Raw genomic sequence first — 17,751 nt, 5'->3', positions numbered from 1 at the left:
GTATGCTGACCTGCAATTACTAGCGATTCCTCCTTCACGCAGGCGAGTTGCAGCCTGCGATCTGAACTGAGCTCCGGTTTACGGGATTTGCTTGCATTCGCATGCTTGCTGCCCTCTGTCCGGAGCATTGTAGTACGTGTGTAGCCCAAGGCGTAAGGGGCATGCTGACTTGACGTCATCCCCACCTTCCTCCGGTTTGTCACCGGCAGTCTCTCTAGAGTGCCCAACTTAATGATGGCAACTAAAAACGAGGGTTGCGCTCGTTGCGGGACTTAACCCAACATCTCACGACACGAGCTCGACGACAGCCATGCACCACCTGTGTTCGCGCTCCCGAAGGCACTCTTCTCTTTCAAGAAGATTCGCGACATGTCAAGCCTTGGTAAGGTTCTTCGCGTTGCATCGAATTAAACCACATACTCCACCGCTTGTGCGGGCCCCCGTCAATTCCTTTGAGTTTCACCGTTGCTTAAGCGTACTCCCCAGGCGGGATACTTAACGCGTTAGCTACGGCACGGCTCGGGTCGATACAAGCCACGCCTAGTATCCATCGTTTACGGCTAGGACTACTGGGGTATCTAATCCCATTCGCTCCCCTAGCTTTCGTCCCTCAGTGTCAGTTACGGCCTAGCAGAGCGCCTTCGCCACTGGTGTTCTTCCTGATCTCTACGCATTTCACCGCTACACCAGGAATTCCCTCTGCCCCGAACGTACTCTAGCTATGTAGTTTCCACTGCTCTTATCTAGTTGAGCTAGACTCTTTAACAGCAGACTTACATTGCCACCTGCGGACGCTTTACGCCCAATCATTCCGGATAACGCTTGCATCCTCCGTATTACCGCGGCTGCTGGCACGGAGTTAGCCGATGCTTATTCCTCAGGTACCGTCATTGTGTTCTTCCCTGAGAAAAGAGGTTTACGACCCAAGAGCCTTCCTCCCTCACGCGGTATTGCTCCGTCAGGCTTTCGCCCATTGCGGAAAATTCCCCACTGCTGCCTCCCGTAGGAGTCTGGGCCGTGTCTCAGTCCCAGTGTGGCTGATCGTCCTCTCAGACCAGCTACTGATCGTCGCCTTGGGAGTCCATTACACTTCCAACTAGCTAATCAGACGCGAGCTCATCCTCAGGCAGCAAGCCTTTCACCTTTCGGCACATCCGGTATTAGCCACCGTTTCCAGTGGTTGTCCCAGACCTGAAGCCAGATTCTCACGCGTTACTCACCCGTCCGCCACTATGTCCGAAGACACCGTTCGACTTGCATGTGTTAAGCATACCGCCAGCGTTCATCCTGAGCCAGGATCAAACTCTCCGTTTTGTTGTGTTTCGAGTTTGTGGCTCCGAAAAAAATATTTCCCGGAATCCTATCTATAATTTCGATTGTCTTTTTGGGATTTCCCAAAAACAAAATCTTTTGACGAGGATTGGTTTTTTCTTAAGCTTTCAAAGTATTATGTTTTTTAGGTTCAGCGGTCGTTGGCGTCTTTTGCCTTCCGACTTAACTAGAGTAACTATTCATCCCTTAGTTTGTCAAGGGGTAAATTTATTTTTTTTTCTAAATGGGCAAATCACTTGACTGGCATTACTTTCAGTAGAATGACTTAAGCGGCATGAGGAGGCGAGAACGAAAGAACGAAGTGGCTAAACCTGGCTGCTTGTCTCCAAATGGAATCTGATGCAGGTGGAGTGATTATGGAAAAAGGCAGGAGGTAATCTTTCTGAAGGGATTTATCCTGAATCCCTACGCCTGAATTAACTATAATATAAGAGCATAATTGTTGCAGAGCTTGCGATTTAAGACTGCCATTCTACAAATAACGCTTGTATCGGCATTTATCGCGATCGCCATCACTACGTTCGTGGAGCCTTTGGAAGAGAAGATAGGAGTTACAGTGGGTCTAGCGCTGTAGAAGGGCTTCAAAATTTATAATGAATTTTTGAGAAAAAGCTAAAAACTAGACTAGGCAATAAATACAGATGATCCGACCGCGTAAGGTCTTTGCTCAACATTGGCTCAAAAGTGAAAAGGCGCTCGACGCAATAATTAAAGCAGCTGAGTGTACAGAAAGCGATCGCTCCCCCAAAGGCGATCGCGTCCTGGAAATTGGGCCTGGAACTGGCATTCTGACTCGTCGTTTATTACCCTTAGTGCAATCTCTGGTTGCAGTTGAAATAGACCGCGACTTATGCCAACTGTTGTCAAAGCAGCTTGGTAAGACTGAAAAATTTTTACTGCTGCAAGGTGATTTTCTGACTCTAGATTTACCATCTTATCTGGCAGCCTTTCCCAATTTCCAACAGCCAAATAAGGTAGTAGCCAATATTCCATATAATATTACAGGGCCAATCATTGAGAAACTATTGGGTACGATCGCTAACCCAAATCCCGAACCATTTGACTCAATAGTGTTGCTGGTACAAAAAGAAGTAGCAGAAAGGTTATATGCTAAATCAGGTTCAAAAGCTTTTGGGGCTTTGAGTGTGCGGGTACAGTATTTGGCTGAGTGTGAGTTAATCTGCACAGTCCCAGCGGCCGCATTCCATCCACCGCCAAAAGTCGATTCAGCAGTGGTGCGATTGCGCCCCCGAAAAATAGAGATACCAGCACTTAATCCCCGACAGTTAGAAAATTTCTTAAAGTTGGGGTTTGGTGCCAAGCGCAAAATGTTACGAAATAATTTGCAATCTGTTATAGAACGCGATCGCTTGAGCCACTTACTGGAACAATTAAAAATAAATCCCCAAGCCAGAGCCGAAGACCTCAGCGTTCAGCAATGGGTAATTTTAGCAAATGAATTGGGAGTAGAAAGTAGGGAGTAGGGAACAAGGCAGATTTTTCCCATTTCTCCTTCTTCATTCCCCATTCCCCATTCCCCACTCCGAGAAAATGCGTTCTTACAGCCTAATTGCCCCTGCTAAAATCAACTTGTATCTGGAAATCATTGGCGATGCCTCCGGCGGGCTACGCCAACGCCCCGATGGCTATCACGAGTTAGCCATGATACTTCAAAGTATCGGGCTTGCAGACCAGATTGATGTGCGTTCCATCAGCACTGACAATATCCGTGTTCACTGCAACCACCCACAAGTACCGACAGATAAAAGTAATCTGGCATACCGAGCAGCAGAATTAATGGTAAGGCAATTTCCCGAAGCCTTGGCTAAATATGGAGGTGTGGAGATTACCGTCAACAAGCAGATTCCTGTCGCTGCTGGGTTGGCTGGGGGTTCGACAAATGCAGCTGCTGTGTTGGTGGGGATAGATCTACTGTGGAAGTTGGGGTTAACTCAGTCAGAATTAGAGGAGCTGGGAGGTACACTCGGTTCAGATGTACCGTTCTGTGTGGCGGGTGGAACTGCGATCGCAACAGGTAGGGGTGAGCAACTTTCTCCCCTGCCGAGTTTAGATAACATATATATAGTATTGGCGAAATACCGCAGTCTCGAAGTTTCCACACCTTGGGCATACAAAACCTATCGACAGCAGTTTGGTCACTCTTATATTAGAGATAGTGACAACTTGGCAGCACGTGCTAATGCAGTTCATTCAGGAAAAATAGTAAAAGCGATCCTGGATAAAAATACAAGAGAAATTGCCCAAAAACTGCACAATGATTTAGAGCGCGTGGTATTGCCAGCCTATCCCCAAGTCTTGCAGTTGCGAGAAGTGTTTGCTAATCAGGAAGGCGTTTTAGGAACAATGATGTCTGGTTCTGGGCCAACAGTATTTGCTCTTTTTGAGTCTCAGCAGCAGGCAGAGCAAGTGAAACTGCAAGTCAGGGAAGCAATTCTTGATGAAGACTTAGAATTGTTTGTGACTCGGACAATTACACATGGTATTCAGGTGGCATCTTCAGTTTAAATAAATCTTTATTGTTAATAGAGTATGGGCAATAAGCTGATGAGCTTTTGAGTTGCATAGTTAAAATCGCCAAAAAAATGCAAAGACGCAAAGATGCAATTTGAATGACAACAAGCTGATGAAAATAGTTATTCCTAATGTTTCAATCCCAAATCTAACATCTAAAATCTAAATATTATGAATGACCAAAATCTAACGCCGCAAACAGATGCTAAAGAACAGGTAACAGCTAGTCCATTACGCTGTTTTACTGGGGCGGTGATTTCTGGAGGAATGGGATTTGCAGCGTATTCGCTGATGATTGCGATCGCGACAAATTTTGCTAGTAAACCGATCCATTCAATCAATCCATTGGTAGTGAAGATTTCTTCTGCTGTCCGCACTCTGGTTGTTGGTGTAGTTGCTTTAGGTAGCGGGATTTTTGGTATAGTGGCAATTGGTTTATTGGCTTTGGGAGTACAATTATTAGTACAGCAATTGACTAAGCAAAAAAGTAGTGAAAACTAGTAATTTGCTTTTAATCAGTAATCTAAAAGCACAAGTTTTTCTACTAAGGCAGAACAACTTATCCATACTGTACAAGGAGTTGATTTTACTGTTGCCAAATTTATCTAGCACGAGCAGCAGACGTAGATGCAGTGCTACTAGTTGCAGAAATTCTCTAGTTTACTGTATCCCTACTTGTTTTAGTCAAGCTTTTTGGGATTGACGTAGACACAAAGTGGCTTGTTGTCGGATATGTATGACTCCTTGAATAACAAATGTTGTAATTTTGGTAGATAGTATAAAATTTGACTTTAAGAGATTTTGGGTTGACACTTTAGGGACTGGCTCAATATTCACGAATTTATACGGAATTGATACCAACGACACTGAAATCGATAACAACAACATTTATAAGCAAAATTTATGAACACAATCAAGAGATATTTTTTACCCCCTATTTTTGTGACAATGGTTTTGAGCCTTGGTAGTTGTAGTTCTAATCCTACCGCGAGTAATTTAGACAGCAAAACGCCATCCCCTACCACATCACCGACGAATAGCCTACCTTCTCAGGCTCCCAGCCAAATTCCTAGCGTAGCTCAGTTGAGAGAAAAATCTCCTAATGAAGAATCTTCTAAGGAAAATGCGCCTTCCTCACCAACTTCTAAGGTTGCCACTGCCAAAACAACTACCGTAACACTATACACAAGTGATACCCAGTGTCAAAAACTAATTCCAGAAAAAGTTTCAGTACCAGCTGAGGAACCAGTGACAAATGTCGTGAGTAAAATCTTAGAAAAACGCGATACAAGCGACTTTAGCTTGTCTGGGTATCGTGTCAACATCAAAAATGGCATTGCTACAGTTGATTTACGCATATCTCCTGAGTCAAAGCGGCAAATAACTTCTCTTTCTAGTTGTGAACAGTTTGCTCTGTTTGGCAGTCTCCGCAAAACCTTAACGAGTAATGCTCAATGGAATATTAAAGAGGTTCGCTTCACGGAGCGAGGCGAGGACATTGTTCTTTAGTTAAATATGGTAGTAAGTACCGTCATCAGCTAGCTAAAAAATTTCCTAATCTGAACAGCCACAGGACTCATGCATCAGTAGTTGTCAAAATAGTGTATTTTCTAGCCAATTGAAAACAGATGTAAATAGTGGTATGGTTAATTTTAGGTATAAGTTTATCTTAGCAATCTGCGGGTGTAATTCAGTGGTAGAATGTCACCTTCCCATGGTGAACGTCGTGGGTTCGAGTCCCATCGCCCGCTTTTTAAATAAAGCCTTATTTAACAAGCTTTTCAACGATTTTTTCTATAACCTCTTCCATTGAGGGTGGTATATTTGTTTATTGCTAGAAACAAATATTAGCTCTTTTTAGGTACTTTTGGGTGTAACTTGGGTGTAAAGTTGGTGTACTAAAAAAGGTAATAAGAAGGATAAACCTGTGTACTCCAAACCCAACTATAGTAAAGCTTCTAAAGGTACTGTTCAAGTCATCTCTTCCAATGACCGATTACAATTATGGTTCAGGTTCGCAGATAAACGTCATTATCTCAGCATAGGTTTGGCAGATAACTCTGTTAACCGTAAAGCAGCAGAAGCAAAGGCAAGGCAAATTGAGCTAGACATAGTTTCTGGAAATTTTGACCCTACCCTAGCTAAATACAAACCACAGGCTGCACTGAGTAAGGTTGCAACAGAAATAACACGTAGTATCACTGTTAAAACATCACTAGCAGACCTTTGGGAACAATTTATTGAATATAAGCGACAGCAGTGTAGCCCTAACCTTACGGGGGGACAAAAAGGGCTAGGACGCAGATAGAATAAGCCTCATAGCCCTCTCTCCTTGCTGATAGTACTTACGCTTATAAAGACCAAAATCTCTGAAGTCTTTTTCTTCTACTTTCAAAAAATATGGGGATAGGTAAAGCAGTAGCCAGTGCTTCAATGCTAACAGTTTTAATAGATTGTAATAAATTTATCAGGATTTTTAGTAATAAATATTCTGCACGTCCCAATTCTCGCTTGAGGTTTGTTTCGTAGAATTCAGGTAATATTATCATTAAATAGAGCTTGTTGCCAATGAATGCTTTTTTTGTTTTACCACAAATTGCTATACTCGTTGCGCTATATCTATTTCAGGGTATTTTGTCCCCCCTCAAGGGTGTGAGAATACATTCTCTATCTGTTACTGCAACTCTTCCAGCACTTCCCTTGTGAGTAAAGATAACATCGCTAGGTTTTGAGAAACCTACTCTAAGTTTTTTGAGTGGCTCACCAGAAATTTTATATGCGCTGTCGTAATCAATTTTGAATTCTTTGACTTGTGCTGCTGTAATAAAAGGAAGTCCTATAGGAGTAAAATCCACAGTTTTTGGATGATTACTTCCATGATTGCCATCTTTCAAATCTAAAAACGCTCCGATTCTGGGAAGTTCAGCAGCAGAAGCATAAGTCCAAGTTTCAGGAATTTCCCAATTTGCAATAGCTTCTGGCTTTGCAATTTCCTGCGGAACTCCTCGTCGAATTTTATCCCTTAGTTTCAGATTTTTCATTCTCTCCAACAGAATTGAAGCAGTTTCAATGTCTGGGTTTTGTTCACGCCAATCTGCTGTTAAATCACCTCGAAAGGCAGGGGCGAGGACGGATTGGCGGAAGCGATCGCACAACTGAGGTATACTGTCTAGTGCTTCCTTCGCTTTTTGGGTGCGATCGTTCAGAGCTAATTCATCTCGCCTACGTCCCATACCAGGAAATTTTGCTAACCTTTCACATTTGCTGTTAATTTTGCTGAGAAGGCTTTCCGCAGCATTAAAACTACTATTGTCAGCAATGTAATCGATAATAGCCTCAATATCCCGACTTGCTGTAACTGTAAACCTACAAATGTTGCTCATTGACCAGCCTGAGCGCGTTTTTGTTGCAGTTTCGCGCGTAACCGTTGAAATACCTCTTCAGCATCCACTAGTTCACCCCGGTCAGCTGCTTCTATTCCAACTTGAATTTCTTGCTGTAGTTCCTTAAATCTTCCCTTGTATAACTTTTTCCACTCGTCAGCTTGCAATAGGTCGATAAAGGCCAGTACCTCTTGTTGCTTCTCTGGTGATAATACCCGCACTTTTTCTAAAATCGCTTGCTCGATGGTCATTTAACTGCTCCCTAGAGTGAAACTCGCGCATCATATTCCTATTCTAAAGTTGGCATACCCACCGAAGAACTAACAGCCTCTGCTGCTTCTTCCCCTTCCAGCAATATCATTAAAGCTTCCATCTCCTTGGTTGCAATTCGCAGTTTCTCCATAATCTCAGCAGCAATTACCTCTGGCTCAGGTAAATTATCACCTGATTGCAAACTCTCATCCCGTAGCCAGGAAATATCTAGGTTTTCATTACGTTTTTCAATATAATCCCGCGTAAAGCAGCGAAAACGTTCATTCTCTCCTAAATCTACACGAGGATGATTGCCATTAGGGTCATCTCCATAGCATTGCTCAAACTCAGCGAAATGCTCACGATTTAAAGGAAATCGCTTACCAAAACTGGGCATATTGGTTCGCATATCATAGATCCAAACTACTTTGGTGTTACCTTTCTCCGTTGTGCCACGTTGGAAAAATAAGACATTCGTTTTTACACCTTGGGCATAAAATATACCTGTGGGTAGCCGAAGAATGGTATGCAAATTGCACTTATTCATCAAATCAGCCCGAATTGATTTTCCTTGTCCATCCTCAAACAGTACGTTATCCGGCAAAACCACCGCAGCTCGTCCTTCCGGTTTGAGTGACCTGTATATGTGCTGCAAAAATGCCAATTGCTTATTTGAAGTGGAATAGGTGACTGGAGTTTAGACTAAGCCATGCAAAATGACCCAGCAGGGCTGAGTTAATCAGAGACTTAGTGAAATTATCAATAATCTTGAGTATTAAACTGCAATTGATGGTTCTTTGCGTGGTCGTGTTACAGTTTTTTTAACAATCGGACATCGGTTTTTACGGTGACGCTTTTTTCCTGGTTGCCAACCAGGGGACTTTCCACGAGGTTTGGGTGCAGAGGTGGGAGTACCAATGGCCGCGAAAACTCCACCCATAGCTTGAGCAACTCTTCCAGGGGTCAAATTACCCTGAGACTTCTGCCAAGGTAAAGGATTGTCAGTTACAATATCACGGGCTAACCACAATTCCCAAGTCATCAGAGGCATGAGGTCACTCCATCTTTCACAATGTATTGGAGTACTGAACTGTGGCACTGTCCAATGTAGACGTTGCTTTAAAAAGCGATACCAATGGTCAATGGTAAAGCGACGCAAGTAGAGACACCAAACTTCCTCTAATGGTGGGATTTCTTCTCCTACCCAAGCTAACCACAAAGGTTTGGATACTCGTTCATTGCCTTGTGCGTCGAGACGTTCAACCCGCAGGAGTAACATTGGGCGTGTAGCAGCCTGACGGAAGTGTAAATCTTTCCACAAGCTAACACGCACACGCCCTAATTTTGGGTCATTCATTTCCAACACAGATGTGGCTTCACTCCATGTTATTGGTTCATTGAGCTTAAATTTATCACCATGCTTCTTGGGACGGCCAATCCCTGGATAAGCTCCTGGTTCACCCCATAAACACAAATTTGAGCGCAACCGAACGAGAATATCTGCGGGAATACTGGCAGTTTTTAAGACAAAAGGGGCGCATCCATATTCACTATCCCAAACTGAAATCGGTCTAACAGGTAAATATTTACACACCTGTTTAAGTTGCCAAACCGCTTTCCCTATTGGACTTTCCCCACTTGTGATCCGCTCATGTCTCAAAGGTAATGCCCAACTGCCTGATTTTTCAGGTATCCAGGCAATTGTGCTATATCCTTGACCAATGGTAATCGGTTTATTTCCAGCTATGGATGTGCCACTATGTTCATAAGTTCTCTCTTGTAACGTTACTGCATCTGGGCGTGACCAGTTTGTATGGTCTCCTGCTAACAATGGTCGTCCCTCTGCTGGGATCTGTTTGATGTATAGCTGCATCAATTTTTGTCTTTGTGGTCTGCTATCTTGTAAGGCTTCATAGATGCTTGGCCACTTGCGTCTAAATACTGGTGATAAGGATAAATCTGCTAAGGAATAAACATTGCGAGTCAGCAATATGGCATCTGTTAATTCAAACGTCGCATCTTTAGCTCTACCTAAATATTTGTAAGCTACTTGACGAAACTCTTCAAGTCTGGCATTTTTCATGTTGGCAGGTGAGTAATGGTAGTTCTTTTCTCACTTTCTGCCAAAAGGGGGGCTGTATTCAATTAGACACCCCTTTTTTCTTGCTCATTATCTGATAATGATAATCGAATAAGGGGGGTGGGAGAGAAACGAGCGATGCTCGTTTCTCTCCCACCATTTTCATGATTATCATTATTGTATTATTTTCTCGGCAAGCATACTACACAAAAATTGTTCAAGGTCGCGGATGCTTTGAGGCTGACAAGATAATATTTTTAACCTCTAATTCCTTTTGATTTGCGTTCTCTCATATCGCTTTTAGTCTAAACTCCAGTATGGAGCAACTCCAAGGATAATCGGTCAAATGGACAAATTTGGGATAGTAGCCAAATACCCAGGCTTAGAGCTAATTTGTAAACTCAAGTAAAGTACTTGTCTTGTAAGGGTTTCAAGAATTTGAGTCAATAAAGCACTTATTCGCTGAAACTCAGACCTAGTAAGAAGTTGAGTATCCTTAAGATTTTCTTTACGAATCAGCACTTATACTTCACTGGGGATGCTACTTACCCGCCTAAAGTCCGCGTATAAATTACCTGACCTTGGGAATCATAAAGAAAAAGGGATAGATTGGCATTTTCACCAATTACGGCTAGGGCTTCGCGTAAGATTTGCAAGTGATTGGTAACATCAACAGCAGTATCCGAATTCTTAGAATAAGGATTAGCCAAGTTATTTTGCCTGATTTGGTCATACTCAGGGGTTAGTCGGACAATAATTTCTGCATTGTCCATACTAAAGGTGCAAATCCGAATTCCATTAGTACAGGTCTTATCCAAGTCAGTGCGGGTTTGTTGCAAACTACTAACAACTTGTAGTTTTTCTTGTGCTTGTTTGAGCGCAGATGAATAGGGTTCGATGAGAGACTGAGCCTGAGTGTAGTACAAGCTATCTTGGGGAACTTTTTTAGCAGTTTGCAAAGCCTGTTCCCAATATATCGCCGCTGCTTGCCATTGGTTTTGTTGTTCATAAACTTTGGCTTGCTTGGCAGTGCTAAAGGCCTGTTGGTAGGTTTTAACAGCTAATTGTTCTTTAGTAGCGCGATCGCGTACTAATACTAACTTAGGTTTATAATCTACCAACAGCTTTTGGGCTTCTTGGTATCCAACGCTATTTCGGGGAATGGTATTCAAGGCATTAATTACCACCAGCCAAGTAGACTGCGCCTTTCGCCAGTCATTTAAGGATTTAGCAGCAGTTTCCCGCTTCTGGGCTGCAACGGCTACACCTTTTGCCGCCGTTAGTTTTTTCAGCCATTTTTCCTCAATAAATATCTGTTGATTTACAGCGTGCAAACGAACACGATAATTCAGTAATTTACCCTGCACCAGCCCATAAAGTTCACTACTGGAACTTATACTTTCTAGTGGCGCTATAGCCTGTCGCCATAAGTGTTGCCTAGTTTGTAATTCTTCTAAGCTAGATGCTGGAGTTTGAACTTTTTGTGTCGCCAAAGATGCCATTTGCAAAGCTTTGACCACCTGATTGATTTTTTCTGCTCGTCCAGACAAACTTGCTTTTAGTTCCTGTGACAGCTGGTAGCGAGGCGACCAACTAGGAATTACATTCAGGTCTGTGCTGGCTGCTGCAAGTTGCTGTTGTACAGCGATTAATTCTTTTTCAGACTTGGCGCGGCGCATCAGTTGTGGAGATTTTGTTTTTAATTGCTTGGCATTTTGTATTTCCTTACACTCAGACATCACGCAAGGGCGAGTCAATAAGTAAGCACCACCGCCTAAAACTATAATTCCCACCAACACAGCACCCAGTAGGATAGGTTTGACCTGAAATCCTGGCTTTGAAGCCGACAAATTCGGCACATCTGCAAACGGGTCAAACAGTTCTTCTTCTTCTTCGCTCTCATTGATTAATGGAGAATATGTCAGAGATGATGAGGAGGATATTACCTCCTCATCTCCTTGTACTTCCTCATCTCCCTCTGTTACCCATCCCCCCGTCGGCTTCAATGCCAAGAAACATTTAGTATAAGGGAGTTGTTCGCCAAAAACTCTGAGGAAACATTGCACCCGCTGCTCTTTGTGGGGTGCTAGAGACTGAAGTACCTCCTCAATGACTGCAAAAATTAGTTGAGCGTCAACGATTACATCTGACGCGTGTTGCGTTAAAATCATTAACTCGCCTTTATTGACGACGCACTTAACCTCGAAGACTTCAGCCGTTGAGACTTCTACAAGTAATTGTTCTTGCAAAGTTTTGGCTAAAAGCTGTAAATCTTCCTGCTGGACTGCTACTTTCATAGAGCTTTCCCGCTGAACTTCTATATAGTTTTGATTATCTTTAAGGGGATGAAATGAACTTTTTAGGTTTGTTGAATGCAAATGCACAATTTAACCAACCACAGCCTGAGAATCTGAACGACCAACTTTCTAACACAAATTCTGACTTTTCACCAAAAATTAAAAAAGTAAATATTGTTCGTAACAATACATTTTTACAGCACTAGATGCAAAATTAAATAATCTGTCTTCAGATATAAATTACAAATAAAAAATGGGAATAATAGAAGGCTTGAGTATTTTCACTGCATTACTTTGCGATAATTAAATTCACAAAAGCTACTGCTTTGCGAAATTCTAGTTGCAGAGCAATTTTTACCAAATTATCTAAAGGTTAAGAAAACGATGCTATGTCAGAGGGTTTTGACAAAAAAGCTAGTTATCTTCTATGCTGGGAAACTTGCTGAGGAGATTAATTATGTGTTGTGGCTCCGGCACAAACAAGTTGACTATCAAAATTAATATGCTTCATTTGCTGAATTCGATAAAATTGATCCGTGAAAAATAAGTTTTTATAGCTGCAAAAAGGTTAATTCTGCAATAAAGGTGCTGCAAAATATCAAGACAGGAATAACCAAAATCTTGGAAAGTGTCAATACAAGGTGTATCAATGGATTTATTAGAGTACCAAGTTAAAGAATGGTTTGCAAAGATAGGCATTCCGGTATTGCCTTCCCAACGAATTGACCATCCTACAGATTTGAAACGGTTAAAAATTCGCTTTCCAATTGTACTGAAATCTCAAGTCCACGGAGCAGAACGGGCAAAAGCGGGCGGAGTCAGGTTTGCCCAAACAACTATCGATGCGATAGCAGCTGCTCAAAATATCTTTAGTTTACCAATATGGGGCGAATTGCCGGAAGTTGTACTGGCAGAATCTAGATACGACGCCAACCAAGAATTTTATCTAGCAGTAGTTTTAGATACAGCTGTCTGCCGACTAGTACTTTTAGGTTGCAAAGAAGCAGACATCGATTGGGAATCGGCTGGAGAAAGAATGCACCATGTTGTTGTGGAACAGGAATTCTCGCCATTTTATGCGCGACGATTGGCTTTGAAAATGGGTTTGCAAGGAACGCTGATGCAGTCGGTAAGCAGCGTTGTGGAGAAGATGTACCACTTATTTGTCCAAAAAGACCTGGATTTAGTCGAAATTAATCCCTTGGCAGTCAGTACTACTAGTCAAGTTATGGCCCTTAATGGTAAAGTCAGGGTCAACGAACGGGCGATCAAGCGTCATCCCGATCTGGCCGAGATGGCAGCAAAAATTATCAGTCGTCATACCACTACTGAAATTAACGGTATTTTGGGTGACTGGGATGGTGTGCAAATGCATGGAAAAATCGGTATTTTAGGTAATGGTACTGGTTCAGTGATGGCAACTTTAGATTTAGTTGCGAATGCTGGTGGCAACCCAGGTGTTTGTTTGAATCTACGTCATGCTTTCCTTACAGATACTACACCAACTACCTTCCGCGATCGCCTAGAAACAGGTTTGAAAATGCTGGAGGCTGATAAAAGCATTCAAGTAATACTAATTAACTTTCTGGGTAGCATTCCGCAAACTGAGGAAGTGGCTGAAGTTATAGCTAGAGTTGTGCAGCAAGACAACAGCGAACTTCAATCACAGGTTGTACGTTCTAATGGTAGTAAAGTTCGGCGACAGCTTAATTTTCCATCCTTAGTTGTCCGTCTTGCGGGTTCTGAATTTAACACTGCGAGAAAATATTTGACAACACTAAAAACCCACACCGATGCGCTCGTCGTGGTAGAAAATTTAGATGAGGCAGTTGCAGCAGCAGTTCTCCTTGCTAAACCAACGGCTAATAAAAGATAGTGAATGTCATTTTGTTCCAATTCAAAAATCAAAAATTATTAGTTTTTACCTTCAGGTATAAATTGTTGAATTTGATGCTCAAATCAAGTAAAGCTTTGCTTTTTGGAACTAAATTATATAGTACATTCAAACTGGATATTCCTATCTAGAGGCGCGTTTTCTGACTTTTGGAACACTCGGCTTCAAAACTAGTTTTTGGAATTTCAGTAAAAATTGAATCAATATGCCCAGTGGTTGAAGGCGCTGGGTTGCCAAATTTACGGTAATTTTTTATGAACCTAACGCCAGAAAGTAAAGTCTTAATTCAAGGCTTTTGTGAATTTATATCAAGCACTCATGTTGCTCAAATGAAAGCTTATGGCACAAATTTAGTAGCTGGTGTCAATCCTGGATGCGGCGGACAGGAACTGCATGGACTGCCAGTATTTGATTTAGTAGAGGAGGTAATAGAACAATTTGGGGCAATTGACACAACAATTATTTGTGTAGATCCTTACGACGTATTGGATGCGGCATTAGAAGCGATCGCATCTAAGATTCGCCAGATTATTATTATTACTGCTGGTGTGCCGCCTTTGGATATGGTGCAATTACTCCGCAAAGCCGAAGCTTGTGAAACTTTGGTAATCGGGCCAAATAGTCCGGGGATCATCGTACCGGGAAAAATTCTCTTAGGGACTCAACCCAGCGAATTTTATACCCCTGGAACAGTGGGAATCGTTAGTCGTAGCAGCACCCTCACCTACGAAATTGCTTACGAATTAACAAAAGCAGGTTTAGGGCAGTCGATTAGTGTCAGTATTGGTAGTGATGCGATCGTTGGTTCCTCGTTTTTGCAATGGCTGCAAATTCTCGATGAGGATGAAACCACACAAGCGATCGTTTTAGTCGGTCAACCCGGTGGTGGTAGTGAAGAAGCAGCAGCGCGGTACATTGCTGAGGCAATTGATAAACCAGTAATTGCCTACATTGCAGGTAGACTTGCACCGCCAGGAAAAAGTTGGCGTCAAACTGGGACTTTAGCAACGGTTATTGGACGCGATCCTAACTTTGGCACAGCCCAAAGTAAATTAGCCGCTTTAAAAGAAGCAGAAGTTACAGTAGCCGAACGCCCTTCTCAGATTCCAGAATTATTGCGAAAGGAGATTAACTAATTACTAATACTTCTCTACGAGAGGCTGTGCCCGAAGCGTAGCTATGCCGCAGGCTTTACGGCTACGCTCAATACAAGTTCGTAATTCAATTCTTAACTACGAATTACGAATTACGAATTACGAATTATTTTAATGAACGATTTTGAGGGAACAGGTAGGCGATCGCAGCATAACCCCAAGCACTGAGTAAACTAACCAAAAAAGCAGCCAAAATAAAAGTAGACATAATGTTACACTCTATGCATTTCTAAAATCCTGGCATTCATCAACAAACCAAGATTTTGGATACTTTCAAATTAGCAATTGGCTATGACACAGCCATGACTACCTTGTGTCAATCCCTTGTATCTCAAAGGCTTTAACCAGAGAGGCCGCAATAGATAAATTTCAACCTCCTGCCTTCTCCATTATGCCCGTCAGTATTCAGAAGCACTCCAAGCTTTAGATGAAGTGGCGAGTGCAGTCAAGGCAGCAACGATCCGGCGACTCAGAAATGGATTTGCTGCCAGTGTTCAATGATTTACGATCCAGTTGAAGGCGATCCTGATTCGGGTATTGTTCCTGGTACACCATTTGCGGCTATTCCTGAAGATTGGCGTTGCCCGATTTGTGGTGCTACGAAGAAAACGTTTGTTCCTTACGAAGAAGCTGTAGCTGCTTAGGAATTTGCCAAACCGGGTTATAGCAAAACCCGGTTTATTACACTAATACCGTCGATATCACAAAATCGAGTAAATTCGCTTCCTCCAAACATTGTAGTGCCAATTGGGGTAAGGGTGACAGTATTGTTAAATTGAAAAGGAATAACACCTGGTGATGCACCTAACTTAACAGTTAGTGAGTCTAACACTGAGGAAAGTCCTAGATTAGAATTAGTTAGCAATGCATTGCCTAAATTGTTGTTTACGACTTCAAAAGAGTCATTGGGATGAGAATAATTTGTGAGATAATCTTTAATGAAATTACCAAGGGGGATGACATCTTTGAATGCGCTTGGGTCAATTCCATCAATATAATCCAAGTTGACGGCGACATCAGCAACACTAGCACCATCAATCGGAAGTAAAATATCTTCTAGTTGAAATGAGACAATATCGTTAATATCACCATTGGCTGTGCGGGTAATTGTGGTGTCAAATTGGAAAGGAATAATTTTTGGTGACACATCCAGATTAACGCTTAATGAGTCCAACACCCCAGATAGTCCTATAGTGCTATCATTTAGTAACCCTTGGGTAAGGTCGCGATTGAGGACTTCATACAAGCCTGCTTCTACTGGATAATTTGCCAAGAAATCTTTAATGTAATTACCGATGGGTATGACATCTTTTAAGGCGCTTGGGTCGATTCCATCAACATAATCTAAATTAACAGTGACATCGGTAACTATACCACCATCAATTGGAGATGTAACGTCTTCTAAACGAAATGAAACAATATCGTTTATGTCGCCATTTGGGGTACGAGTATTTGTATTATTAAATGGGAAAGGAATAATGGCTGGTGCGACATCAAGATTCACACTTAAAAAGTCTAGCACGGAGGAAAGCCCTAGATTGTCATCACTTAGCAATTCTTGAGTGAGATTGCGATTGATGACTTCAAACAAGTCATTGGGATTATTTGGATAATTAGTTAAATAATCTTTGACTTGATCAGCTATCACTCCGACTTCTTTAAAGTCACTAGGGTCTACTCCATTAATATAATCAAGGGTAATGGTGACATCCGCATTCTCTCTATTTGTAACATCAAGCTGAATATCTTTTAACTGAAACGAGACAATATCGTTAATGTCTCCATCTGAGGTACGAGTATTTGTATTATTAAATGGGAAAGGAATAACTTTTGGTGACACATCCAAATTAACACTCAATGAGTCCAATATTTTAGAAAGCCCTAGATTCTCATCATTTAGCAATTTATTGGTGAGATTGCGATTGATAACTTCAAATAAGTTATTAGGATTATTTGGATAATTAGTCAAGTAATCTTTGATATTATTAGCAATGGGTACAACATTTTTTAATTCACTTGGATTCAGTCCATCGATATAATCCAAGTTAACTGTAACATCAACAACTTCCTTATTCTCCACTTGAAGTCGAATGTCTTCTAACTTAAACGAAACTAAGTTAGATGTGCGTGCTTTGCTATCAAAATTGCATGACTGTGACATAATCTAATTTCTCCAGAAAGTTTTCGCATTCTCTAATTTCTAGAATACCAAAGTTGGGTATTGTTATCTTTGCTGGACACAACTACGCTCTAATTGCGCGAACTCCAACTCATTGTCGCAAAATTTATATCATGCATCATATCCGACTTTGCACGATCACCAAACCTCCTTAAGTTGTGAAGTTATAACCACCATTGTCAATTAAATTTTGTGCTTAACTCCTTCCCTCCCAAATCAAAAGTTGCCTTGAAGCTGCAACAAAGCAGTTGAGATGCTTGATGATTTTCTAGCCCTAAAATTTTCGCTATTTCCGGTAGAGTTTTACGTTTTATATCAGAAACACATCCCATATGTAGGTACTTAAAAGCTTCAAAGCTTCTAATACCAATTCTGTATGAAGATGCGCTAAACCATATTGAAGTACAAGAAATAAGAAAGAGAAACAAACCGCATTCGCGTTAGCGTCTCCCCTTGGGAGAAGGACGCATTCGCGCAGCGTCTCGTAAGAGTTGGACACAAAGAAAGAAGTTAAAAGGGTTTGGCGCAGCCTCACAAAGAAATGGTATAACTTCTGGAAAGAGGTTTTGATACAACTGGCAGTATTCGTCCACAAATTTTACTGTGGGTGCGGGTGGGCGAGGCTCAACCATACTCTCTTTCTAGTGT

At 41.9% G+C, this 17,751-nt stretch carries 12 protein-coding genes, 1 tRNA gene, 1 rRNA gene and 3 pseudogenes (1 of these 17 cut by a window edge); 9 read left to right on the top strand and 8 right to left on the bottom strand.

Annotated elements, in window-relative coordinates:
* Window positions 1–1,314: ribosomal RNA gene (locus QUD05_RS04360) — 16S ribosomal RNA — on the bottom strand (it extends 178 nt beyond the left edge of the window).
* A gap of 659 nt (window positions 1,315–1,973) precedes the next feature.
* On the opposite strand from QUD05_RS04360, the gene rsmA reads away from it, so the two are divergent.
* The 6 genes from rsmA (at window position 1,974) to QUD05_RS04330 (ending at window position 6,172) form a co-directional block, all read left to right on the top strand.
* Window positions 1,974–2,816: a 16S rRNA (adenine(1518)-N(6)/adenine(1519)-N(6))-dimethyltransferase RsmA gene (rsmA, locus tag QUD05_RS04355; RefSeq protein WP_289795017.1), complete on the top strand. Its 843-nt coding sequence runs from the start codon at window positions 1,974–1,976 to the stop codon at window positions 2,814–2,816.
* A gap of 67 nt (window positions 2,817–2,883) precedes the next feature.
* Complete coding sequence (gene ispE, locus QUD05_RS04350) at window positions 2,884–3,858, top strand: 4-(cytidine 5'-diphospho)-2-C-methyl-D-erythritol kinase (RefSeq protein ID WP_289795016.1); 975 nt, start codon at window positions 2,884–2,886, stop codon at window positions 3,856–3,858.
* 177 nt (window positions 3,859–4,035) lie between these two features.
* Window positions 4,036–4,365, top strand: coding sequence for a DUF3082 domain-containing protein (locus QUD05_RS04345; protein WP_289795015.1), 330 nt, complete (start codon window positions 4,036–4,038; stop codon window positions 4,363–4,365).
* Window positions 4,366–4,767: 402 nt separating this feature from the next.
* On the top strand, window positions 4,768–5,373 hold the full coding sequence (locus QUD05_RS04340) for a GerMN domain-containing protein (RefSeq protein ID WP_289795014.1): 606 nt from the start codon (window positions 4,768–4,770) through the stop codon (window positions 5,371–5,373).
* 170 nt (window positions 5,374–5,543) lie between these two features.
* Window positions 5,544–5,615: transfer RNA gene (locus QUD05_RS04335), tRNA-Gly, on the top strand.
* A gap of 176 nt (window positions 5,616–5,791) precedes the next feature.
* On the top strand, window positions 5,792–6,172 hold the full coding sequence (locus QUD05_RS04330) for an Arm DNA-binding domain-containing protein (RefSeq protein ID WP_289795013.1): 381 nt from the start codon (window positions 5,792–5,794) through the stop codon (window positions 6,170–6,172).
* 46 nt (window positions 6,173–6,218) lie between these two features.
* Here the strand turns inward: QUD05_RS04330 and QUD05_RS04325 are convergent.
* The 6 genes and pseudogenes from QUD05_RS04325 to QUD05_RS04300 all read right to left on the bottom strand — a co-directional run.
* Window positions 6,219–6,407 (bottom strand): annotated as a pseudogene (locus tag QUD05_RS04325) (IS4 family transposase); the annotation flags it as partial.
* 81 nt (window positions 6,408–6,488) lie between these two features.
* Entirely contained in the window at window positions 6,489–7,247 is a 759-nt protein-coding gene (locus tag QUD05_RS04320; protein WP_289795012.1) for a type II toxin-antitoxin system RelE/ParE family toxin, read from the bottom strand.
* Window positions 7,244–7,498, bottom strand: a complete 255-nt coding sequence (locus tag QUD05_RS04315) for a hypothetical protein (RefSeq protein ID WP_289795011.1) — start codon at window positions 7,496–7,498, stop codon at window positions 7,244–7,246. The genes QUD05_RS04320 and QUD05_RS04315 overlap by 4 nt, the downstream gene beginning before the upstream one ends.
* 38 nt (window positions 7,499–7,536) lie before the next feature.
* Window positions 7,537–8,169: pseudogene (locus QUD05_RS04310) on the bottom strand (N-6 DNA methylase); the annotation flags it as partial.
* A gap of 105 nt (window positions 8,170–8,274) precedes the next feature.
* The gene (locus QUD05_RS04305; protein ID WP_289795010.1) at window positions 8,275–9,582 is read right to left on the bottom strand and encodes an NF041680 family putative transposase; all 1,308 of its coding nucleotides are present in this window, start codon (window positions 9,580–9,582) and stop codon (window positions 8,275–8,277) included.
* Between the two features lie 542 nt (window positions 9,583–10,124).
* Window positions 10,125–11,876 (bottom strand): hypothetical protein, encoded by a 1,752-nt coding sequence (locus tag QUD05_RS04300; protein WP_289795009.1) that lies wholly within the window; start codon window positions 11,874–11,876, stop codon window positions 10,125–10,127.
* Window positions 11,877–12,525: 649 nt separating this feature from the next.
* Here QUD05_RS04300 and QUD05_RS04295 point away from each other — a divergent pair.
* The 3 genes and pseudogenes from QUD05_RS04295 to QUD05_RS04285 all read left to right on the top strand — a co-directional run.
* The gene (locus tag QUD05_RS04295) at window positions 12,526–13,752 is read left to right on the top strand and encodes a succinate--CoA ligase subunit beta (RefSeq protein ID WP_289795008.1); all 1,227 of its coding nucleotides are present in this window, start codon (window positions 12,526–12,528) and stop codon (window positions 13,750–13,752) included.
* Window positions 13,753–14,024: 272 nt separating this feature from the next.
* Window positions 14,025–14,906, top strand: a complete 882-nt coding sequence (locus tag QUD05_RS04290; protein ID WP_289795007.1) for a succinate--CoA ligase subunit alpha — start codon at window positions 14,025–14,027, stop codon at window positions 14,904–14,906.
* Window positions 14,907–15,311: 405 nt separating this feature from the next.
* Window positions 15,312–15,568 (top strand): annotated as a pseudogene (locus QUD05_RS04285) (rubredoxin); the annotation flags it as partial.
* Between the two features lie 17 nt (window positions 15,569–15,585).
* Here the strand turns inward: QUD05_RS04285 and QUD05_RS04280 are convergent.
* On the bottom strand, window positions 15,586–17,085 hold the full coding sequence (locus QUD05_RS04280) for a hypothetical protein (protein ID WP_289795006.1): 1,500 nt from the start codon (window positions 17,083–17,085) through the stop codon (window positions 15,586–15,588).
* Between the last annotated feature and the right edge of the window lie 666 nt (window positions 17,086–17,751).

The organism is Nostoc sp. GT001 (assembly GCF_030382115.1).
In the GTDB taxonomy this organism is placed as follows: domain Bacteria; phylum Cyanobacteriota; class Cyanobacteriia; order Cyanobacteriales; family Nostocaceae; genus Nostoc.
The sequence above is the reverse complement of the archived record's forward strand: the minus strand, read 5'-3'. Positions and strand labels throughout refer to the sequence as shown.